Genomic DNA, 20856 nt, shown 5'->3' on the forward strand with positions numbered 1-20856 from the left:
TATCAAGAATTTGGATACGGCCTGGCCGTCTGAACAATCCGCCGGAGTTCAACAGTCCAGCCGGCGAACCCTCACTGTTCACCGCCAGAGCGTCATGTTCGTTTCCCAGCCGGAGTATGAGTTTCCGTTCCCTCCTGACCTCGGCCCTCCAGGCTGCCAACAGTGGCGCGTTGTCGAGCTAACCTTGGACGCGCCGTGGTTCCTGGTGTCGGTGGAGATCTTCGACGCTGAGGATCCAGGTTGCAGCGTGACCCGCACGTTCTGTGTTGCGTGGGATTCCGACGTGGTGGAACTGCTCAGCACACTGGAACCTGATCGCGTGAAGGGCATCGTCTGCATGATGCCGGCTTGGCAGTCGCCGACAGGCCAATGGACGTCGCGCGAGATTCGTGAAGTGTGGCGTTGCAGGTCAGCCGCCGGCCACAGCGTGGAGCTTGCCGATACCGCAGGTGATAGGTTCGACTGCGGCCTGGTGCCCGACCATGAAGAGCCCATTGAGCATGAGCTGGTGCTGCGCATTGCCGTCACGCGGACGCGCCAGAGCTCCGGGTCCACAACTAACAACCCGCTGCGCCGAACTAACGCACGCAAGAGCGGAGCGTGACCGTGGTCGAACCCGATATCAAGGTCGCCGACGCTGGCAGGTTCGGCACTGCCTTTCTCGACATCGACGAAGTCCTGTGTATCGGCCAGCACGAGGCCTGTCTGAGCTTGTCTCGGACGCTTGCGCGCGACGAAACGCCAAGCCAGCACCAGTTGTCCGCTCTCTTCACGCCGGTCGCGCGCAACGCCCTGGCTGTGTCCCATCGTCGATCAGCAGGCATGAAATACGTGATCAGCAGCAACTGGCGCGAGCATTTCACCCGCGAACAGATGATGTGGGTCTTGAACGGAGGCGGCCTTCATTTCGTCGCGAACAACCTGCATGAGGGCGACGCCTGGCGGTGCGTTCCAAAACGGGTCTATCGAGAGCGGCGAGCCGAGATCCTGCATTGGCTTGAAACCCATCACCAAGGTGAACCCTTTGTGGTGCTTGACGACCACCATAGCGCGGGGGAACTGGCCTTCGCCGATCCGTCCCCGGACAACCCACTGTTGGGTCGCGTCGTCCTTTGCACGCCTGGCATCGGTCTGACGATGGATCACGTGGACGCCATCGTCCATGCGCTACAAAGGCCGGCACGCTCAATGCGGCAGGCCCATCACGCGGGTGCCAAGCCCACCGAGGAGAGGCTCCAGCCATGAGGAATGCCGACGACGCCGGCATTGCCTTCGACAACGAACGCGGCGCGCTGCCACCCGAGGAAGATCCGTGCGAGGTGCACTCATGGCGCCTGTTGAAAGCGCCGTCGGGCGAGCTTCACCTGGGAACTCGCAGGGATCGCAAGACCAACCGTGCCGTCGTACGCCTGACGTCAGCTCTGGCTGGGTTCGACATAACGTCGCGGGCGGTCAAGACGACGTCCCGCCACCGCTGCATGCTGATGGCGCCGCCGAAAAGCCGCCCACTGGAGTGCATGGCAATCCGCAACGGCGCTGCACTGCTCGGGCTGTCCGGCGGCATCGATATAAGTTCCCAGTTCTGGGCGCAGCTGCATCCAGCCGACTCGCTGCATCCGGCTCCAGGACCGACTTCACCGACCAAGCACCAATGACATCCGCCACCGACGCCTTCATCGCTGAAAAACGCGCTCTCCTGGACTGCCTGGAGCGCTTCGCAACCACTGCGGACTACCAGCGTCTGGTGGAAATCGTGGCGCCGCTGGCCGCGGGCGATCTGGAGCCCTGGCTCGCCGAGTGGCTGATCACCCGAGCGTTTGGGCTTGGAGAAAGGCCTATCGATATGGTTGTACGACCAGGCGGCATGCAGGCGGTCGAGCAGCACTTGATGCAGATCGGCGCAGGTGGAGTGGGTTGATGTCTACGGCACTGGCCATGAAGATCCTCGTCCTGTCAGATCTGCATCTGGAGTTCGGCGCGCCTTGGGTGCAGTCGACCGGCACCGAGTACGACGCCGTCGTCTTGGCCGGTGACATTCACAACCCCGGCCTGGCGGCCGTGGAGTGGGCCAAGGCTGATGGCAGGTTCGGCCGCAAGCCGGTGTTTCTCGTACCTGGCAACCACGAGTTCTATCGGTGTGAAATCAACGCGGAGCTTGGCGAGATGCGCCAGGCTTCAGCGGGCAGCAATGTTCACCTTCTTGATCGGGACGTTGTGGTCTTGAACGAAGTGCGGTTCATCGGCTGCACCCTGTGGACCGATTTCCGACTCGGCGTGAGGCAGCCTGATGGCTCGACGACATCCAGCGTCCAGCGTGCGATGAAGGCGGCGGCCGCTGGCATGAACGACTTCCGGCTCATCCAGGTTTTAGCGTGGCCCCACGGACAACGGTCCGCTCGAGCCCTGCGCGCAGAAGATGCCGTCGCCATGCACGAGAGGGACCGAGACTGGCTGGCCCAGAAGCTTGCTGAGCCTTTCCCGGGACCCACCGTGGTGGTGACCCACCATGCGCCTTCGAGCGGTTCGGTAGCGCCGGAGTACGCCGCCGACTGGCTGACGCCGACGTTTGCCAGCGAGCTGCCAGATGGGCTGTTTGATGTGCCGGCTCTCTGGGTTCACGGCCACACCCATACCTCGTTCGATTACGAGCGGGGCAACTGCCGGATCGTCTCTAACCCCCGTGGCTATCCCATGAGGAACGGCAGCTTCGAGAACCGGCTCTACGACCCGGGCTTCATTGTCGAAGTCGTATCAGCCCCAGGCAACGTGCTGCCTGAAAACGTTGAGGAGTTATAGACACCATGGTTGCAGCGCCGAAGTCGAATGCGTCGAAGGAAGACCGAGAGAAAGCTGACGCGATGCTGGCGCGCATGCGCGCCAAAGCTTTTCGAATGGTGATGGACGGCACAAGCTGGCTATCGGCAACGGAGCTGTTCGCGGAGCTTCCGGACAAGCCTCTCAACGCGGACACCATGCTGGCCGGCTGGCTGGAGCAGGGGCGAATATTTGCGCTTGAGAAGAACGGGGTGCCGATCTACCCCCGTTATGCATTCGACGCCATGCTTGAGCCGGTACCGATTGTTCGCGAGGTGCTTGAAGTCTTGCGCGGCCGCGCGCCGTTCCAGATCGCCGCGTGGTTTGAGTCCGCCACAACCTACCTCGACGGCAAGCGACCGCGCGAGGTGCTGGTGGAGGAGGGCGCAGCCGTGGTGATAGCCGCTCAGCGCATGGTTGAAGGCCCCGTACATGGCTAGCCCCGCAGACCAGCCTCGAGCTCGTCTAGGCTGCTGAACTTGTTGACGTGGAAGTATTCCGACTTCAGCGTCCCAAAGAAGCTATCGACCACAGCGTTGTCCAAGCAGTTGCCGACACAGCCTGCCATTAGGATCACGGAGCTCTTACCGCACAGCTGGCGACCTGCGAGCAAATAGCGGTTGCTTCGACGTCAGGGTGGCTGGGTTGAGAACAAACTGAGGAGTTAGTCGTGGCCCTTCAAGACCTTACCCAAGAGCAGCGCGACCTTGCTGACTTCATCTCCGAAATCTCGGAGCGGCGCTATCGAGCGGCTTGGATGCAAGGCATTGAAAACGAAGTGTGGGAGGCAATGCATGCGCCCGAGCTCGGTCGCGGGGCACTGCGCCTGACGGTCGAAGAGGCTCAAAAGCTTTACGCAATGAGCGCGAGGTGCAGGGGCTGGATCGTCTTCGATGAAGTCCATGAGGAATCATTCATCCCGATTGAAGAGTGGAGAGGCCGCCAGACTGTCTGAGGTATCAGGCGTGCGGCCTGACTCGGGTGACTTGCCCGGACGCATACAGACGGTCTCGGTTCAAACAGCTTGCTCATGGCATTGACGTTGAACGGCCCGGACGCTGAAAAGCCGGTGTTCCTCCACCAACAGGTGCTGGCCGACTATGCGCTGGTGCAGGAAATGACGGGCTTGTTGGTGAACTCAGTGCCGCAGCACTTCAAGCTGTAGGGCTCAGTTGGCGACGCTGACAGTTGTCACCGTGCCATCGTCATCCATTGGGTGCCTAGTGCCGTTTCCCCAGACCCGCGAGCCGAAGAGGCGGTTGTACTCGGCGACGAAGAGCGGGCGCTGATCCCAGGTTTGGAAGCAGCCGTAGTGCATCGCCGCGTCGGAGTACCGCCATAGCGGGTGGTCCGGCGATTCGATGAAATGCGTCGTCGAGATGGTTTCCTGCCCCGCCTCAATCGCTTGGCGGCAGAGCGGGCACTGGGTCATGCCGAGGATCAGAAGGGCCATCAGGCGGGCGTTTCGAGGTGGCGGTTTTGCGATTGTGAGGTCGCCGTTCAGCGCTGCTGCAGCGCGTTGTTCAGGACATCCGCCAGGCGCCGGCCGGCCAGCGAGAGTTGCGTGACCAGCGAGCTGTCCCACTGCTCAGCGTAGGCCGGACCTGCCACCCGGGTCTCGGGATAAAACCCGGCGGAGCTTCGGACCGCACACGATTCGTGCGCCCATGTGCCGGCAGGCGCGGTGTCCGACGGCTTCCGGCTGTGTTCGCACTTCGGGCAATGAAGAATCACCTGTTCCCCCCTAGTTTTTAGGAACTGAGCTGCCGCGCCGGCTGCGGGAATCGCCCGCTCAAGTGGCTATCTACCCCCTGAAGAAGCTGATATCGCCCTTGCGATGTGCCGCACCAGGACCGTTCCTAGCTTGGGTTACAGCAGCGTGATGACGCCGGCCTCGCCGACGCGCTGCCAGGGCAGGCCAAGCACCAGGGCGTCGAACTGAGTGCGGCTCTCGTGCATAACGCCCACCGCTTCGTCGAAGAGTGTTGATCCCCACGCCATCCTGACCCACCGGGGGTGCGGACAAAAACTTGGACTGGTTAAACAGCGATCCCCAAGCTTCTGCGATGTGCGGCGGGGCTGAGGCCGCCGAGCGAGATCTTGATCCGCGTCTCGTTGTCCCAGCGGATGTAGGCTTCTACGAGCATGCTAAGCGGCGGTGCTCACCAGGTATCTCGCTATTCCTGTCGCATGGAAGGGCCGGGCGCTGCGCGCCCGGCGGACTGTGGACGACGCGGGGCGTGGACCACAGTCAATAGTCTGCCTAAAGCTCCGTCTGTGTGAGCTCTATGGCGTTCGAGTTCTACCTTGCACAAATCGCGAGAAAAGTGCTTGACTACATTGAATTCTTTTATTCGTCGGGAAGGCCAGCCCGCTGTTCTGCAGCGCCGCCCGTACCCGCTCGCGGGCTTCCTTGACCTCGGTGTCGGCCAGGCCCACCACGGTGAAGCTCGGCAGGCCGTTGGCCAGGTGGACTTCCACCGTGACCGGCGCGGCGGCGAGGCCGTCGAGGGCGCGGCTGTGGACGGTGGCGAGGGACATCAATAGGGGAAGGTGTCGGTGTGCGGGCGCTGGCGCGCGGGGTCCGGCGTGCAGGGCTGCCTTTTGTGGCGGACCAGTCTAGCCGCCGGCTTGGCCACGGGCGGTCCGGTGCTTTTCCCTGCAATGCACTTCTGCGGTGCATCTTCCGAGCGGGATCTGTGCCAAATTGGTGCGAGCGTCTCCGATCCGGGCGCCGTAGGCCCAGTTTCGTGCGGCGTGACAAGGCGTGACCCTTGGCACGGAAGCTGCAAATACCCGCCAGACGTATCCCCAACTTGAAACAGGAGCCTCTGCCATGAAGTTTTCCCATTCGCTGCTCGTGCTGGCCATGTCCGCGGTCGCCCTGCCCGCAGCGGCCCAAGAGGCACCGAGCCCGCTGACGTTCAACGTCGGCGTGGTCAGCGATTACCGCTACCGTGGCATCTCCCAGACTCGCCTGAAGCCGGCCCTGCAAGGCGGCATGGATTACGCCGACCCGAGTGGCTTCTACATCGGCACCTGGGCGTCGACGATCAAGTGGATCAAGGACGGCGGCGGCGACTCTGACGCCGAGATCGACGTCTACGGCGGCTACAAGACCGAGGTGGCGCCCGGCCTGACGATGGACGTCGGTCTGCTGCAGTACTACTACCCCAGCCACAAGCTGGGCGTCAGCCCCAACACCCTGGAGGTGTATGGCGCGCTGAGCTTCGGCCCCGTGACGGCCAAGTACTCGCACAGCACGTCCAACCTGTTCGGCTTTGCCGACAGCAAGGGCAGCGGCTACCTGGACGTGACGGCCAGCTTCGACCTGGGCGATGGCCTGATGCTGTCACCCCACGTCGGCCACCAGAAGGTGCGCCGCAACTCCGCCGCGTCCTACACCGACTACTCGCTGACGCTGTCCAAGGACTTCTCCGGCCTGATCGCCAGCGCCGCCATCATCGGCACGGATGCCGACGGCTATGTCGGCCCCAACGGCAAGGACCTGGGCAAGGCCCGCCTCGTCGTCGGCCTGAAGAAGACCTTCTGATTGCATTGCACTGGAGAGCGACATGAAACTGATCACTGCCGTCATCAAGCCTTTCAAGCTCGACGAGGTGCGTGAGGCCCTGAGCGCCATCGGCGTGCAGGGCCTGACGGTCACCGAGGTCAAGGGCTTTGGCCGCCAGAAGGGCCACACCGAGCTGTACCGCGGTGCCGAGTACGTCGTGGACTTCCTGCCCAAGGTCAAGATCGAGGCGGCAGTGAACGACGACGTCGTCGAGCGCGTCATCGAGGCCATCGAGTCCTCCGCCCGCACCGGCAAGATCGGCGACGGCAAGATTTTCGTGTCGCCGCTGGACCAGGTCGTCCGCATCCGCACCGGCGAAACCGGCAACGACGCGCTCTAAAAGCGCGCGTCCATAACAACCGTTTGGAGAACCCTCAAATGAAGAAACTCCTTGCCGGCCTCGCCCTCGCGGCGGGTCTGCTCGCGCCGGCCGCCTGGGCCCAGGATGCCGCCTCGGCGCCCGCCGCTGCCGTGGCGACTGCCGCTGTCGATGCGGCTTCGGCGGCCCCCGCGCCCGCCGCCGCTGCGCCGGCCGAAGCGCCTGCTGCCACTGCCGCCCCGGCGCCTGCGCCCAACAAGGGCGACACGGCCTGGATGCTGGTGTCCACGCTGCTGGTCATCCTGATGACGATCCCGGGCCTCGCGCTGTTCTACGGCGGCCTGGTGCGCAGCAAGAACATGCTGTCCGTGCTGATGCAGGTCATGGTCGGCTTCTCGCTGATGATCGTGCTGTGGGTGCTGTACGGCTACAGCTTCGCGTTCACCGAGGGCAATGCGTTCATCGGCGGCACGGACCGGCTGTTCATGAAGGGGCTGTGGGACAACGCCGCCGGCACCTTTGCCAACGGCGCCACCTTCAGCAAGGGCACGCCGATGTACGAGATCGTGTTCGCGGCCTTCCAGGCGACCTTCGCCGGTATCACCGCCTGCCTGATCATCGGCGCCTTCGCCGAGCGCATGAAGTTCTCCGCCGTGCTCGCCTTCCTGACGCTGTGGTTCACCTTCAGCTACCTGCCCATGGCCCACATGGTCTGGTACTGGATGGGCCCGGATGCCTACACCTCGGCTGAAGTCGCTGCAGAGATGACCAGCAAGGCCGGCCTGATCTGGCAGTGGGGCGCGCTGGACTTCGCCGGCGGCACCGTCGTGCACATCAATGCCGCCGTGGCGGGCCTGGTCGGTGCGTACATGGTCGGCAAGCGCGTCGGCTACGGCCGCGAGCAGTTCACGCCGCACAGCTTGACGCTGACGATGGTGGGCGCCGCGCTGCTGTGGGTGGGCTGGTTCGGCTTCAACGCCGGCTCCGCACTGGAAGCCAACGGCTTCGCTGCCCTGGCCTTCTTCAACACGCTGGCGGCTACCGCTGCTGCCGTGCTGGCCTGGTGCGTGGGTGAGGCGCTGCTGAAGGGCAAGGCCTCGATGCTGGGTGCTGCCTCGGGTGCCGTCGCCGGCCTCGTCGCCATCACGCCGGCTGCCGGCAACGTCGGCATCGGTGGTGGCCTGGTCATCGGCCTGGTGGCTGGCTTCGCCTGCCTGTGGGGTGTGTCGGGCCTGAAGAAGCTGCTGGGTGCGGACGACTCGCTGGACGTCTTCGGCGTCCACGGTGTCGGCGGCATCGTCGGCGCCATCCTGACCGGCGTGTTCAACAGCCCCAACCTGGGCGGCCCGAGCGCCGTCGGCGACTGGGTCACCGTTGCGATGGTCGCGCCGGAGGCCTACTCCATCGCCGGCCAGGTCTGGATCCAGACCAAGGCCGTGCTGCTGACCCTGGTGTGGTCGGGCGTCGTCTCCTTCATCGCCTACAAGCTGGTCGACCTGACCATCGGCCTGCGGGTGACGGAAGAAGAAGAGCGCGAAGGCCTGGACATCTCGTCGCACGGCGAAACGGCTTATCACAAGTGACTTGGGGGCCAGTCCGGCCCTCTTTCACGCCAAGCCGCCCTTCGAGGCGGCTTTTTCTTTGTCCCCTCGGGCCCGTCGTTATGCTGACCCGCATGGATGTGATCACCCTGTTGGTGGCCGTGCTCGTCAACGCGTTGCTGATGAGCGTGGCGTTGGCCGTCGGCGTTGGTATCCGCACTCGCAGCGGCCTGCAGTCCTGGCAGTTCATGCTGCTGGGCCAGGCGATCGGCTTCGGCCTGCTGATCGCGGCCACGCAGACCACGCCGCGCCTGATGGCCACGCTGGGGGTGATGGCGCTCAGCGCGTCATGTTCGGCCATGGTGCTGACGGCCTACCGCTTCCTGGGTCGCCAGGCGCCGCTGCGCTGGCTACTGGCACCGCCGCTGATGCTGGGCTTCGTGCATGCCATCGTCTTTCGTGACCAGCCGCTCGCCACAGGGCTCACCAACTTCACCATCGGCGTCCAGACGCTCTGGGCCGGCTGGCTGCTGCTGCATGGCGCGGGCCGTGTGCGCTGGCGCTGGTTGTGCGGCGTGGCGGCCCTGGCCAACGCACTGCTGACGCTGGGCCGGGTCGTCCTCGTGTTCGGCTGGCCCGAGGCCTATCCGCGCTTCATCGCCCCGCATCCGTTGAACTTTGCCCACCTGTTGATGCTCAACGCCAGCCTGGTGCTGGGCACCATGGGCTTTTTGCTGGCGCACCGCGACGCCGCCGAACAGGCCCTGGTGCGGCTGGCCTCACTGGACACGCTGACCGGCCTGCTCAACCGCCGCGAATGGATGAGCCGGGCCGGCCAGGCGCTGAAGACGGCCGGCGAGCCGGGCGTGCTGCTGATGCTGGACCTGGACCACTTCAAGCGCATCAACGACGAGCGCGGCCACCCGGTCGGCGACGAAGTCATCAAGCTCACCGGCGAGGTGCTGCGCGGCGAGCTGCGCGCGACCGACCTGGTCGGCCGCTACGGCGGCGAGGAGTTCTGCCTGCTACTGCGCCACTGCGAGCCTGAGGCCTTCAGCCGGCTCGACGCCCGCCTGCACCAGGCGCTGACGCGGCGCTGCGAGGCCAGCCTGGGTTTTGTCGTCGACTTCAGCGCCGGCGCCGTGCGCGTGGAAGCCGGCGAGGCGCTGGCCGCGGCCATCAAGCGTGCCGACGACCAGCTCTACCGCGCCAAGCACGCCGGCCGGGGCCGCACCTGCTGCGCTGACGGCGTCTTGTGATCCGCGCGGCAGCCCTCAAGTGGGGCGGCCTGTAAGTTTGAGATCATTCGGCCATGGTTCCCCATCTCATCACCGCCCTGAACGGCCCCATCAACGAGCTGGAGGCCCGTGTCCTGGAGTCCATGCCGGCCACGGAGCGCTGGTTCAGGCTGGAATGGATGGAGCACACGCCGACCTTCTATGCTTCGGTGGACCTGCGCAACGCCGGCTTCAAGCTGGCGCCGGTCGACACCAATCTCTTTCCTGGCGGCTTCAACCACCTGACCGCCCAGATGCTGCCCCAGGCCGTCCAGGCAGCGATGGCGGCCATCGAGAAGATCTGCCCCGAGGCGCGCAACCTGCTCGTCATTCCCGAGACGGGCGCGCGCTGCAGCTTCTATCTGGACCACCTCGCCACGCTGGCGCGCATCTTCACGCAGGCCGGGCTGAACGTGCGCTTCGGCACGCTGGACACCAGCATCAAGGAGCCGACCGAACTGCCGCTGGCCAGCGGCGGCAGCCTGGTCGTCGAGCCCCTGGTGCGCAAGCGCGGCCGGCTGATGCTCAAGGGCTTCGACCCCTGCACAGTGCTGCTCAACAACGACCTCTCGGCCGGCACGCCGCCGCAGCTGATGGGCCTGCACGAGCAATACCTGCTGCCGCCGCTGCATGCCGGCTGGACGGTGCGGCGCAAGAGCCAGCACTTCCGCGCCTACGAGGAAGTCGCCAAGCGCTTCGGCAAGCTGCTGGGCATGGACCCCTGGCTGATCACGCCGATGTTTCAGAGCGTCGACATGCACGGCAGCAAGGGCTTGGACGCGCTGCAGGCGGCAGCCGACGCGCAGCTGACCAAGGTGCGCCGCAAGTACAAGGAATACGGCATCAACGAGAAGCCCTTCGTCATCATCAAGAGCGACGTGGGCAGCTACGGCCGCGCGGTGCTGACGGTGCGTGACGCTAAGGACATCGAGGCCCTGGCTTCAACCCTGCCCGAAAGCCTGGGCCAGGACGTCATCGTGCAGGAAGGCGTGCCCACGCATGAGCGCGTGCACGAGGCCGTCGCCGAGCCGGTCGTCTACATGATGGACCGCTACGTCGTCGGCGGCTTCTACCGCGTGCACGCCCACCGCGGCATCGACGAGAACCTCAACGCCCCAGGCGCCAGCTATGTGCCGCTGGCGTTCGCCGAGTCGCCCCACCTGCCGCGCCCCGGCGAGAAGCCCGGTGCGAGCGCGCCCAACCGCTTCTACATGTATGGCGTCATCGGCCGGCTGGCGATGCTGGCCGCCAGCTATGAACTGGAAGCGACGGACCCGCAGGCGGAGGCCGAGGCGGCCTGATCTTTGGCGGCCTGGCGGGGGTGCCGGTCGTCATGGTTGTTGCTGCAATGTGTCGTTCCGCCTCGGGGTAAACGCGGCTTTGGGGGCCTCACTTTTGGCATCCCCCGGGTGGCGCTTTTACGGTGCCTGGTCTCAGCCATCCCGCTGTGTTCCAGGAGCTCCTCATGCACCGCAATCCCCCAATGCACAAGCATTGGATCGCCGCCGCACTGACCGTGCTGGCCGCCCAGGCCCAGGCCCAAACGCCGTCTGAGCCCACCAAGATCGAACGCGTCGAAGTCACCGGCTCGCTGATCAAGCGCGTCGACCGCGCCACGCCCTCGTCGGTCCAGTCCATCACCCGTGAAGACATCCGCGGCTCCGGCTACGCGACCATCGACGAGCTGCTGCGCGCCAACAGCGCGGTCGACGCCAGCTCCATCCAGGACGGCGCGGCCACCGGCTTCGTTGGCGGCCTGTCCACCATCTCGCTGCGCGGCTTCGGCTCGCAGGGCACGCTGGTGCTGATCAACGGCCGTCGCATCGCGCCCGTCGGCGCCGTCGACATCAACTTCGGCCGCGGCACCCTGCTCAACACCAACACCATCCCCAAGGGCGCCATCGACCGCATCGACATCCTCAAGGATGGCGCCTCGGCTCTCTATGGTTCCGATGCCATGGCCGGCGTCGTCAACTACGTCCTGCGCAAGGACTTCGAGGGCATCGAGGGCAATGCCGGCTACAGCGCCAACGACAAGGGCGTGGGCGGCCAGAAGACCGGCGGCATCACCTTCGGCTTCGGCAACATCGGCACGCAGCGCTTCAACGTGTTCGGCGGCGTCGACGTCTCCAAGCGCGACTCCGTCATGCATGCCGACATCAAGGACCGCGGCAACCAGGGCGCCTATGACCGCTACCTGAACGCCACGGCTGCCGGCGCCACCAACGGCCTGAATCGCTTCACGCCGGACTCGGTCGCCTCGATGTACAGCAGCTACTACCGAGTGCCGGCCAGCACCGCGGGCAGCTCGACCGTCAACGGCGCGACGGTGGCCAACAGCAGCCCCTTCGGCATCAACTACCTCGGCACGTTGCCGGGCTGCCCGGCCGAGCGCACCGTCGGCCAGGGCGTGGCGATCCGCCCCGACGGCCTGGGCCCAACCAGCCCGAGCCTGCGCCCCGGCCAGTGCCGCTTCAGCCTCGACGATGCCGACGAGGCCATCTCGGCCCAGGAGCGCGTCAGCGGCATGCTGCGCGGCACCTTCGCGATCAGCAACGACCTGACGGCCTATGCCGACGTGATGGTCTCCAAGACCAAGACGACCGAGCGGGGCATCCCGCGCGCGCTCACCACCGGCATCTTCAGCACGGCCACCGCGCCGTCGGCCGTGACCTGGCCCAAGCTGGACGGCTCCTTCCTGCGCCAGAGCGCCATCGTGCTGCCCGTCGGCCACCCGGACAACCCGACCAACGGCACCGCCAACGCCCAGCCCGTGCAGCTGATCCATCGTTTCGAGGACGTGCCCGCCAACGACATCTCGACGCTGGAATCCAGCCGCTTCCTGCTCGGCATCGAGGGCGTGGTGGCGGGTTGGGACATCGACGCCGCCGTCATGCACAGCAAGCAGGAGAACGAGCGCGTGCAGCAGAACCGCCTGCGTGCCTCAAAGCTGACGGCCTCCATCGCCTCGGGCACCTACCGCTTCGGCAAGATGAACACGCCCGAGGCCATCGCCAGCATCGGCTCCGACGCCATCAACAACGGTGATTCCACGATCACCAGCGTCGACGTGCGCGCCAGCCGCGAGATCTTCAGCCTGCCCGGCGGCCGCGCCGCCATCGCCGTGGGCGCCGAGTACCGCCAGGAAGAACTCAGCTCCACGCCCGACGCCAACTACCTGGCCGGCGACTACATCGGCCTGGTGGCCAACGGCGCCAGCGGCAAGCGCAAGGGCAGCGCCGCGTTCAGCGAGCTGAGCCTGCCGGTGCACAAGCAGGTCGAACTGCAGGCCGCGCTGCGCTTCGAGCACTACAGCGACTTCGGCAATTCCACCACCGGCAAGCTCGGCTTCAAGTGGTCGGCCATCCCGTCCAAGCTGGCCATCCGCGGCACGACCGCGACCGGCTTCCGTGCGCCGTCGATCTCGCAGATCGGCGACTCCTACCTGGCCTCATTCCACAGCTTCCAGGACTACGCCGTCGTCGACAACCTGCGCTGCAACAACGGTGTCAGCCGCGGCGACCCGCCGGTGCTGCGCGACTGCAATGTGCTGGGCCGCACAACCACCAACGCCGCTGGCAACCTGCCCACCGTGGTCAGCGCCAACCGCAATCTCAAGCCCGAGGAGTCCAAGTCCTTCACGCTGGGCGTGCTGGTCTCGCCGTCGCAGGAGATCGACTTTGCACTGGACGCCTGGTACTTCCGGCGCGACCAGGAGATCCGCGTGCAGCGCGGCGTGGACATCATGGAGCGCTTCAACGCCGACCCGGCGGCCAACGCGGCCAGCGTCATCCGCGACCCCAACCCCGCCACCTGGCTGCCGGGCATCGCCAACAGCGGCCCCATCCTGGCCTTGGTGCGCCAGTACGGCAACTTCCAGTACACCAAGACGGCGGGCCTGGACTACGAGGTCAACGTGCGCCTGCCTGCCGGCGAGTGGGGCAAGTTCGGCGGCAAGCTCAGCGGCACCTATACGCAACGCTTTGACCAGTTGGTGCTGGCCGGCGGCACCGTGGACCGCTGGGCGGGCACCTCGTCCGCCGACCTGCCCAAGACCAAGGCGACGCTGGAGGTCAACTGGAAGGGCGACACCGCCTCGGCCTGGACCCGCTACAACCACCAAGACGCCATGTGGCGCCCGACCACGGCGGCCTGCCTGACCTCCACCTCGGCCGCCAACGTCATCCTGCAGGAGAGCGAAGGCTGCCATGTCGGTCGCGAGGGCACGCTGGACATCGGCGGCGCCTACCGCGGCTTCAAGGACATGGTCATCTCGGCAAGCATCCTGAACGTGACCAACAGCTACCGCCGTTCCATCAACATCCCGTCGGCCTTCACCTATTGGGATACCGGCACCACGGCGCAGCTGGGACGGCGCTTCAATCTGTCGGTGGACTACGTGTTCAGGTAGACCGGCACGGCTTGCCACGGACGGCGCCTTCGGGCGCCGTTTTTGTTTGCCAGACCGCCATGAGCCGGGTGCGTTCGGAAGTCAATAGGTTGCCGAGAGAATTTGCTGCGCTGCACAAAACGCCCAAAACCGGGCGCAGAATTCCCACTTTCGAACAAACGCCACCCCAAGCCGGTGGCCTCTCGCAGTGAGTTCTTCACACGCGGCTCGCAGTCCCTCGGCCATGGCGGGCCTGACCCTGGGCGCCCTGGGCGTCGTCTATGGCGACATCGGCACCAGTCCCCTGTACGCGCTCAAGGAAGTCTTCCATGGCGGCCATGTCGCCACCACGCCGGACAACATCCTCGGGGTGCTCTCGCTGCTGTTCTGGACGATGACGGTCATCGTCTCGGTCAAGTACGTGCTGCTGATCCTGCGCGCCGACAACAACGGCGAAGGTGGCCTCATCGCGATGCTGGCCCTGGCCACCAATGCCGTGAATGACAAGCCCCAGCTGCGCCGCACGCTGATGCTGGTGGGCCTGTTCGGCACGGCCATCTTCTATGGCGACGCCGTCATCACGCCAGCCATGACGGTGCTCGGCGCCATGGAAGGCATCGAGGTCTACAAGCCTGAATACCACGGCGCCGTCGTGCCCCTCACGCTGGTGGTGCTGGCGGGCCTGTTCGCGGTGCAGCGCTTCGGCACCGGCGGCATCGGCAAGGCCTTCGGGCCGGTCATGCTGCTGTGGTTCCTCACGCTGGCGCTGCTGGGCCTGCCGCAGATCATCGACAACCCGCGCGTGCTGGCGGCCGTCAACCCAATCTATGCGCTGAACTTCTGTTTGGAGTACCGCTGGGTCGCCTTCGTCGCCCTCGGCGCCGTCGTGCTCGTCGTCACGGGTGGCGAGGCGTTGTATGCCGACCTGGGCCATTTCGGCAAGAAACCCATCCGCCTGGCCTGGTACGGCATCGTCATGCCGGCCCTGGTCATCAACTACTTCGGCCAGGGTGCCATGCTGCTGAGCAACCCGGAGGGCGTGAAGAACCCCTTCTTCCTGCTGGCGCCGGACTGGGCCGAGATCCCGCTCTTCCTGCTCGCCACCGCGGCGGCGGCCGTCGCCTCGCAGGCGCTGATCACGGCGGCCTTCTCGGTCACGAAGCAGGCCATCCAGCTCGGCATCCTGCCGCGGCTGCGCATCGTGCACACCAGCGTGCGCGACATCGGCCAGATCTACGTGCCCTTCGTCAACTGGGCGCTGTTCGCCCTGGTCGTCGTCGCCGTGGTCTTCTTCGGCTCGTCGAGCAAGCTGGCCGGCGCCTATGGCGTGGCCGTCACCATCGACATGACGATCACGACGGTGATGACCTTCTTCGTCATCCGCTACGGCTGGAAGTACCCGCTGGCGCTGTGCGTCGCCGCCACTGGCATCTTCTTCATCATCGACGTCACCTTCCTCGCGTCCAACCTGCTCAAGGTGCCCGCCGGCGGCTGGTTCCCGCTGCTGATCGGTGTCTGCATGTTCACGCTGATGCTGACCTGGAAGCAGGGCCGCCGGCTGCTGTCCGACAAGCTGCGCCAGGACGCCATCGAGCTCAGCGCCTTCCTCGAAGCCGTCTTCATCAACCCGCCGACTCGCGTGGCCGGCACGGCGGTCTTCCTGGCTTCCGAGAAGGGCTCGACGCCGAACGCGCTGCTGCACAACCTCAAGCACAACAAGGTGCTGCACGAGCAGAACATCTTCGTCACCGTCAGGCACCACGAGGTGCCGTGGATTCCCTTCGAGAAGCGCTGCGAGGTCGAGGCCCTGGGCCATCACTGCTGGCAGGTGGTGCTGCACTTCGGCTTCAAGAACGAGCCCGACGTGCCCGACGCGCTGGAGCTGCTGAAGAAGCGCGGCGTGCAGCTGGAGGAGATGGAGACCAGCTATTTCCTCAGCCGCGACATCATCATCCCGACCATCGGTTCGGGCATGGCGCTGTGGCGCGAGAAGCTGTTCGCCAGCATGCACCGCAACGCGTCGGCGGCGGCCGACTTCCTGCACCTGCCGGCCAACCGCATCGTCGAGCTGGGCTCGAAAGTCGAGATCTAGTCAAGCCAACGGCCGCCGCTCGATGCGACCGTCGTGCACATGCACGACCTCGTTGCGTGCCAGCGGCGACCAGGCCTCGGCATCGTCGCCCAGCGGCTCCGACGCAATCGCCCAGCCGCCGCGTTGCGGCTTGATGTAGAGGCTGGGCGGCTTGTCGTCGCTGGCCCAGCGCAGCGCCCACAGCTGCTCGCCATCGGCCAACGCGGCCGAGAAGCGCAGCGGCGCCGTGATGCCCAGCGCCACGGCCGCGCTCACGGTGTCGCACAGCACGCGGCGCGACGCCTCCTCCACGCCGGCGCCGTCCTGCATCCGCGCCATCATCAGCAGGAAGAGCAGCTCTGAGTCCGTCGCCCCGCGCCTCAGGTCGTAAAGCTCGTCGGGCAGCTGCGCCTCCAGGCGCCGCCGCAGGCGCGGGAAGTCGCCGACCTGGCCGTTGTGGATGAACAGATAGCGGCCGAGGTGGAAAGGGTGACAGTTCTGCCGCGACACGCCGCCGCCCGTCGCCGCACGCACATGCGCCATGAAGAGACGCGACCTGACGTTAGCGCACAGGGCCAGCAGGTTCTCGTCGCTCCAGGCCGGCATGCATTCGCGGTAGACGCCCGGCGTCTCGCGCTCGCCATACCAGCCGATGCCGAAGCCGTCGCCATTGGTGGCGGTCTTGGCCTCCGAGGCCTGCAGGCTCTGTCGCACCAGCGAATGACGCGGCTTGCAGACCAGGTCTTCCAGGAATATCGCGTCGCCCGAGTAGGCGAGGAAGCGGCACATGCTTGGGGGCTGTTGGGATTGAAGTGGTGGCTATGCTGGCCGCATGCGTTCTCTGCTGCAAGACTTTTCGCCCTCCACCGTCGTGGCCGGCTTCGTCGCGGTGCTGGTGGGCTACACCAGCTCGGTGGCCATCATCTTCCAGGCCACCGTCGCCCTTGGCGCCACCGCCGCACAAACGGCGTCCTGGCTGTGGGCCCTGGGTCTGGGCATGGGCCTGACCAGCCTGGCCTTGAGCCTGTGGACCCGCCAGCCGGTGCTGACGGCGTGGTCCACGCCCGGCGCCGCCCTGCTGGCCTCGACCTCGGGCCTCGACATGCCCGAGGCCATCGGCGCCTTCATCGTCTGCGGCCTGCTGATCGCTTGGGCGGGTGCCAGCGGCTGGTTCGAGAAGCTGATGGACCGCATCCCCGTGGCCATCGCGTCGGCGCTGCTGGCGGGAGTGCTGGCGCGCTTCGGGCTGGACGCGGTCGTCAGCGTGAAGACGGCGCCTGGCCTCGTGCTGGCGATGGCCGCGGCCTATGTGCTCGGCCGGCGCCTCTGGACACGCTATGCCGTGCCCGGCGTGCTGCTGGTCGGCGTCGCCTATGTGCTCGGCGAGGGGCGCCTCAGCTTTGCCGGTGTCGACACCAGCCAGCTCTTTGCGCTGCCGGTCTGGACGGCGCCTGCCTTCACCTGGCACGCCGCCATCGGTGTCGCCCTGCCGCTGTTCATCGTCACGATGGCCTCGCAGAATCTGCCCGGCGTCGCGGCCCAGCGCGCCAGCGGCTATGCCACGCCGGTGTCCGCCTCCATCGCCGTGACGGGTGCGGCGACGACGCTGCTCGCACCCTTCGGTGGCTATGCCTTCAACCTGGCGGCCATCACCGCCGCCATCTGCATGGGCCGCGAGGCGCATGAAGACCCGGCGCGGCGCTACACCGCGGCCGTCAGCGCGGGCCTCTTCTATGTGCTGCTGGGCCTGGCCGGCGGCGCGGTGGCCGCCCTGCTGTCGGCCTTCCCGCGCGAGCTGGTTGCGGCAATTGCCGGTCTGGCCCTGCTTGGCACCATTGCCGGCGCCATGGCCGCGGCGCTCAAGGACGAGGGCCACCGCGACGCGGCCATCCTGACCTTCCTGGTCTGCCTGTCGGGCATCACCGTCTTCGGCATCGGCGCCGCGTTCTGGGGTGTGGTGGCCGGTGGCATCGCGACCGTGGTTGCAGGCTGGCGACGCCAAGGGAATTGACGCTGTGCAACACTGGCCGGCGCTGATCTGAACCACAGGCCCGACCCATGAAGCTGCTCTTCGTTGCCGACCCGCTCGCCACCTTCAAGACCTACAAGGACTCCACCTTCGCCATGATGCGCGAGGCCGCCCGGCGCGGCCACCGCATCCTCGCCTGCGAGCCGCAGCAGCTCGTCTGGCTGCGTGGCGGCCGCGTCACGGCCCGTGCTGCCATCGAGATTGCGCTGACCGGTGACGCGGACGATTGGTACACCGTCACGTCCACCGCCGACCTGGCGCTGGCCGACGTCGACGCCGTGCTGATGCGCAAGGACCCGCCCTTCGACAGCGAGTTCTTCTACACCACCCACCTCCTCAGCCAGGCCGAGCGCGAGGGCGCCCGCGTCTTCAACCGGCCCAGCGCCTTGCGCGAGCATCCCGAGAAGCTGGCCATCCTGGAGTTTCCCGAGCTCATCTCGCCGACCCTCGTCACACGCGACCCGGCCGAGATCCGCGCCTTCCACGCCGAGCAGCGCGACATCATCCTCAAGCCCCTGGACGGCATGGGCGGCATGGGCATCTTCCGTGTCAAGGAAGACGGCCTCAACCTCGGCAGCATCATCGAGACGCTGAACAAGGACGGCACGCAGACGGTGATGGTGCAGCGCTTCATCCCGGCCATTACCGACGGCGACAAGCGCATCCTCATCATTGGCGGCAAGCCTGTGCCTCACTGCCTGGCGCGCATCCCGCAAGGCAACGAGGTGCGTGGCAACCTGGCGGCCGGCGGCAAGGGCGTCGCCCGCGCGCTGAGCGCGCGCGACCGCGAGATCGCCGAGCACCTGGGGCCCATCCTTGCCGCACGCGGGCTGCTGCTGGTGGGCGTGGACGTCATCGGCGAGCACGTCACCGAGATCAACGTGACCAGCCCGACCTGCTTCCAGGAGATCACCGACCAGACAGGCTTTGACGTGGCGAAGATGTTCGTCGATGCGCTGGAAGAGGCGATGGCATGAAGCGGCGCGAATTCGGCGCCTCCAGCCTGGGCGCCTTCGGCCTGGCCGCGCTGGGCCTGCCGGCGCAGGCGCAGGTACAGGCACAGTCGAGCGCCTTCGACCCCCTGGCCGACGACTTCCTGGAGAAGCTCTGGCAGCTGGACCCGGATGCCGCCGTGGCCGCCGGCCGCTTCGAATTCGCCGAGCGGCTGGTGCTGCCCGGCGCGGCCTATCGCGCCCGCAAGCGGGCCTTCCTGCAAACCTGGCTGGCCCGCTTCGAGCGTGTGGCCGATGCCAGCCTGAGCACCAGCCAGCGCATGGACCGCGCGATGCTGCTGGGCAAGCTCAAGAGCGACCTGTGGCGCCTGGACGTGCTGCGCGAATGGGCCTGGAACCCGTCCGACTACAACCCCGCCGGCCTGATCGACCTGGTGTTGAACACCGACTGGGCGCCGCTGCAGCAGCGCGTCAAGGCCCTGCACCGGCGCGTCCAGCAACTGCCGCGCTTCTACGCCGATGCCCGCGCCAGCGTGGCCGGCGTCACGCGCGAACACACCGAGCTGGCGCTGCAGCAGGCACCCGGCGTGCTGTCGGTGCTGGACGATGTCGAGTCGCGCGCCCAGCAGGTCGGCATGGGCCAACTGACGGCGCCCGCGCTGCGCGCCGCGCGCCAAGCGGCGGCCGGCTGGCAGGCGCACCTCAACAAGCTGCTGCCGTCGGCCAGGCGACCCTGGCGACTGGGCGCGGCGCTGTACGAGCCGAAGTTCGTCCACGACATCCAGTCCGCCCGCACGGCGCGCGAGACCTATGAGCTGGCGCTGGCGCGCCGCGAGGAAGTGCTGGCCAGCATGCAGACGCAGGCCGCCGCGCTGTGGCCCACCGTCATCGGTGCCGAAGCCCCGCCGGCCGACCGCTTTGCGCTGATCGGCCGCGTCATCGCCAAGCTCAGCGAGCGGCATGTGACCCGCGAGCGTTTCGTCGACGAGATCCGCGCGCAGATCCCGCAGCTCGAAGCCTGGGTGCGCGAGAAAGACCTGCTCAGCCAGGACGCCAGCAAACCGCTGGAAGTGCGCGAGGCGCCCCTCTACCAGCGCGGCGTGGCCGGGGCCAGCATCGAGGCGCCCGGTCCCTACCGGCCGCAGGACCGCACCTTCTACAACGTCACGCCGCTGGACGACCTGACGCCCGAACAGGCCGAGAGCACGCTGCGCGAATACAACCACTGGATCCTGCAGATCCTCAACATCCACGAAGCCATTCCCGGCCACTACACGCAGCTGCTGCACGCCAACCGCGCGCCGAGCAAGGTCAAGGCGCTGTTCGGCAGCGGCTCCATGGTGGAAGGCTGGGCCGTCTACGGCGAGCGCGTGATGATCGAGAGCGGCTACGGTGCCAGTCCGGAGATGACGCTGATGTACGGCAAATGGCATCTGCGCTCGGTCACCAACACCGTCCTCGACTACAGCGTGCACGTGCTCGGCATGGGCGAGAAGGAGGCCCTGGACTTGCTGGTGCGTCAGGCCTTCCAGACCGAGCGCGAGGCCAAGGAGAAGTGGCGCCGCGTGCAGCTGACGTCCGTGCAGCTGACTAGTTATTTCAGCGGGTACAGCGAGATATTTGCGCTGCGGGAGCAGCTGAAGTCACGGCCGGGATTCAACCTCAAGGGCTTCCATGAGCAGTTCCTCAGCTATGGGAGTGCGCCGGTGAGGTTGATTGCGGCGGAATTCCTGTAAGCCCCTCGCTCAGTCTTGCCTGCTGGACGCGGCAAGCCTGATCGGTACCCCGAGGGACGGCGATGTACTCGCGGCATTGAGCCGCAAGTACATCGCCCGCCGGCCGGCTTGGGGGCGGCCCGGCGCTCGGCCGGCAACCCGGTAGGTTGGGA

General features: G+C 66.4%; 21 protein-coding genes and 2 pseudogenes. 18 read left to right on the plus strand and 5 right to left on the minus strand.

Annotation, left to right across the window (positions count from 1 at the left end; all coding sequences use genetic code 11):
• Window positions 1-94 precede the first annotated feature (94 nt).
• The 6 genes from ASC81_RS00855 to ASC81_RS00880 are packed head-to-tail and all read left to right on the plus strand — an operon-like array spanning window position 95 to window position 3254.
• On the plus strand, window positions 95-604 hold the full coding sequence (locus ASC81_RS00855; protein WP_056261474.1) for a hypothetical protein: 510 nt from the start codon (window positions 95-97) through the stop codon (window positions 602-604).
• Entirely contained in the window at window positions 601-1245 is a 645-nt protein-coding gene (locus ASC81_RS26835) for an HAD domain-containing protein (RefSeq protein WP_056261475.1), read from the plus strand. Before ASC81_RS00855 ends, ASC81_RS26835 begins: the two co-directional genes overlap by 4 nt.
• Entirely contained in the window at window positions 1242-1655 is a 414-nt protein-coding gene (locus tag ASC81_RS27305) for a hypothetical protein (RefSeq protein WP_056261476.1), read from the plus strand. Before ASC81_RS26835 ends, ASC81_RS27305 begins: the two co-directional genes overlap by 4 nt.
• Window positions 1652-1918 carry an antitoxin Xre/MbcA/ParS toxin-binding domain-containing protein gene (locus tag ASC81_RS27310; RefSeq protein ID WP_056261479.1) on the plus strand — a complete coding sequence of 89 codons (267 nt, stop codon included), beginning with the start codon at window positions 1652-1654 and terminating at the stop codon, window positions 1916-1918. Before ASC81_RS27305 ends, ASC81_RS27310 begins: the two co-directional genes overlap by 4 nt.
• A 17-nt stretch (window positions 1919-1935) precedes the next feature.
• A complete protein-coding gene (locus tag ASC81_RS00875) occupies window positions 1936-2796 on the plus strand; it encodes a metallophosphoesterase (RefSeq protein WP_056264118.1) in 861 nt (286 codons plus the stop codon).
• A 5-nt stretch (window positions 2797-2801) separates the two neighbouring features.
• Entirely contained in the window at window positions 2802-3254 is a 453-nt protein-coding gene (locus tag ASC81_RS00880) for a hypothetical protein (RefSeq protein ID WP_156391634.1), read from the plus strand.
• 5 nt (window positions 3255-3259) lie between these two features.
• Here the strand turns inward: ASC81_RS00880 and ASC81_RS26840 are convergent.
• Window positions 3260-3367, minus strand: a pseudogene (locus tag ASC81_RS26840) (IS3 family transposase); the annotation flags it as partial.
• Between the two features lie 117 nt (window positions 3368-3484).
• Between ASC81_RS26840 and ASC81_RS00885 the strand changes: the two are divergent.
• Window positions 3485-3769: a hypothetical protein gene (locus ASC81_RS00885; RefSeq protein WP_056261484.1), complete on the plus strand. Its 285-nt coding sequence runs from the start codon at window positions 3485-3487 to the stop codon at window positions 3767-3769.
• Window positions 3770-3844: 75 nt separating this feature from the next.
• Window positions 3845-3979, plus strand: a complete 135-nt coding sequence (locus ASC81_RS28070) for a hypothetical protein (protein WP_255354393.1) — start codon at window positions 3845-3847, stop codon at window positions 3977-3979.
• Between the two features lie 3 nt (window positions 3980-3982).
• Here the strand turns inward: ASC81_RS28070 and ASC81_RS00890 are convergent, their stop codons facing one another.
• From ASC81_RS00890 to ASC81_RS00895, 3 genes and pseudogenes are all read right to left on the minus strand, one after another.
• On the minus strand, window positions 3983-4267 hold the full coding sequence (locus ASC81_RS00890) for a hypothetical protein (RefSeq protein ID WP_056261486.1): 285 nt from the start codon (window positions 4265-4267) through the stop codon (window positions 3983-3985).
• Window positions 4268-4853: 586 nt separating this feature from the next.
• Window positions 4854-4961, minus strand: coding sequence for an IS3 family transposase (locus ASC81_RS28220; protein ID WP_369820833.1), 108 nt, complete (start codon window positions 4959-4961; stop codon window positions 4854-4856).
• 181 nt (window positions 4962-5142) lie between these two features.
• Window positions 5143-5355 (minus strand): annotated as a pseudogene (locus ASC81_RS00895) (magnesium chelatase domain-containing protein); the annotation flags it as partial.
• 295 nt (window positions 5356-5650) lie between these two features.
• Between ASC81_RS00895 and ASC81_RS00900 the strand changes: the two are divergent.
• The 7 genes from ASC81_RS00900 (at window position 5651) to ASC81_RS00930 (ending at window position 16007) form a co-directional block, all read left to right on the plus strand.
• Window positions 5651-6367, plus strand: a complete 717-nt coding sequence (locus ASC81_RS00900) for a TorF family putative porin (protein WP_056261491.1) — start codon at window positions 5651-5653, stop codon at window positions 6365-6367.
• Between the two features lie 22 nt (window positions 6368-6389).
• The gene (gene glnK / locus ASC81_RS00905) at window positions 6390-6728 is read left to right on the plus strand and encodes a P-II family nitrogen regulator (RefSeq protein ID WP_056192325.1); all 339 of its coding nucleotides are present in this window, start codon (window positions 6390-6392) and stop codon (window positions 6726-6728) included.
• 38 nt (window positions 6729-6766) lie between these two features.
• Window positions 6767-8290, plus strand: a complete 1524-nt coding sequence (gene amt, locus ASC81_RS00910; RefSeq protein ID WP_056261494.1) for an ammonium transporter — start codon at window positions 6767-6769, stop codon at window positions 8288-8290.
• A 92-nt stretch (window positions 8291-8382) separates the two neighbouring features.
• The gene (locus ASC81_RS00915) at window positions 8383-9507 is read left to right on the plus strand and encodes a GGDEF domain-containing protein (protein ID WP_162245837.1); all 1125 of its coding nucleotides are present in this window, start codon (window positions 8383-8385) and stop codon (window positions 9505-9507) included.
• 53 nt (window positions 9508-9560) lie between these two features.
• Window positions 9561-10826: a glutamate--cysteine ligase gene (gene gshA / locus ASC81_RS00920; RefSeq protein WP_056261500.1), complete on the plus strand. Its 1266-nt coding sequence runs from the start codon at window positions 9561-9563 to the stop codon at window positions 10824-10826.
• Between the two features lie 182 nt (window positions 10827-11008).
• Window positions 11009-13936 carry a TonB-dependent siderophore receptor gene (locus tag ASC81_RS00925; RefSeq protein WP_056261502.1) on the plus strand — a complete coding sequence of 976 codons (2928 nt, stop codon included), beginning with the start codon at window positions 11009-11011 and terminating at the stop codon, window positions 13934-13936.
• A 223-nt stretch (window positions 13937-14159) separates the two neighbouring features.
• On the plus strand, window positions 14160-16007 hold the full coding sequence (locus ASC81_RS00930; protein WP_056261504.1) for a potassium transporter Kup: 1848 nt from the start codon (window positions 14160-14162) through the stop codon (window positions 16005-16007).
• Here the strand turns inward: ASC81_RS00930 and ASC81_RS00935 are convergent, their stop codons facing one another.
• On the minus strand, window positions 16008-16775 hold the full coding sequence (locus tag ASC81_RS00935; RefSeq protein WP_056261507.1) for a class II glutamine amidotransferase: 768 nt from the start codon (window positions 16773-16775) through the stop codon (window positions 16008-16010).
• 43 nt (window positions 16776-16818) lie between these two features.
• Here ASC81_RS00935 and ASC81_RS00940 point away from each other — a divergent pair, with 43 nt between their 5' ends.
• From ASC81_RS00940 to ASC81_RS00950, 3 genes are read left to right on the plus strand one after another with little or no spacing between them, the layout of a single operon-like run.
• A complete protein-coding gene (locus ASC81_RS00940; protein ID WP_056261510.1) occupies window positions 16819-17997 on the plus strand; it encodes a benzoate/H(+) symporter BenE family transporter in 1179 nt (392 codons plus the stop codon).
• Window positions 17998-18044: 47 nt separating this feature from the next.
• The gene (gene gshB, locus ASC81_RS00945; protein ID WP_056261512.1) at window positions 18045-18992 is read left to right on the plus strand and encodes a glutathione synthase; all 948 of its coding nucleotides are present in this window, start codon (window positions 18045-18047) and stop codon (window positions 18990-18992) included.
• Window positions 18989-20704: a DUF885 domain-containing protein gene (locus ASC81_RS00950; RefSeq protein ID WP_056261515.1), complete on the plus strand. Its 1716-nt coding sequence runs from the start codon at window positions 18989-18991 to the stop codon at window positions 20702-20704. The genes gshB and ASC81_RS00950 overlap by 4 nt, the downstream gene beginning before the upstream one ends.
• Window positions 20705-20856: the final 152 nt, after the last annotated feature.

It is taken from the genome of Pelomonas sp. Root405 (assembly GCF_001425165.1).
Taxonomy (GTDB): Bacteria; Pseudomonadota; Gammaproteobacteria; order Burkholderiales; family Burkholderiaceae_C; genus Pelomonas.